Annotated in this window: 1 protein-coding gene; it reads right to left on the bottom strand. The window is 59.2% G+C overall.

Features of this window, described 5'->3' with window-relative positions; all coding sequences use genetic code 11:
* A partial coding sequence (locus DRB19_RS31855; RefSeq protein WP_420870161.1) for a GcrA family cell cycle regulator occupies positions 1 to 214 on the bottom strand: 214 nt, incomplete at its 3' end.
* Between the last annotated feature and the right edge of the window lie 53 nt (positions 215 to 267).

Here is a 267-nt window from a genome sequence, read left to right as displayed (position 1 = left end):
CACGCTCGCCTCTGCCGGGTTGGCTCGGGACGTAAACAAGCCTGCGGTGCCAGTCGCACCAGCTTGAGGCTTCTCGTGTCGAAGCTCCACAGAAGACGGCATGACGAGGATCATCCGAGACGATGTAGCGGCACTGCCGCGCTCCGATCTTCAGCAATTTGGTGCGGTGGTTTGGATCAGGCGCTTCAATGGAAGGCGCCTTCCTCAGGTGCAAGCTGGTCAATGCAACGCTCCTAGGTTTCGCTTCTTCCGGCGATCATCAGGTGA

This window comes from Microvirga aerophila (assembly GCF_003332305.1).
GTDB classification, from domain to species: Bacteria; Pseudomonadota; Alphaproteobacteria; order Rhizobiales; family Beijerinckiaceae; genus Microvirga; species Microvirga aerophila.
The sequence above is the reverse complement of the archived record's forward strand: the minus strand, read 5'-3'. Positions and strand labels throughout refer to the sequence as shown.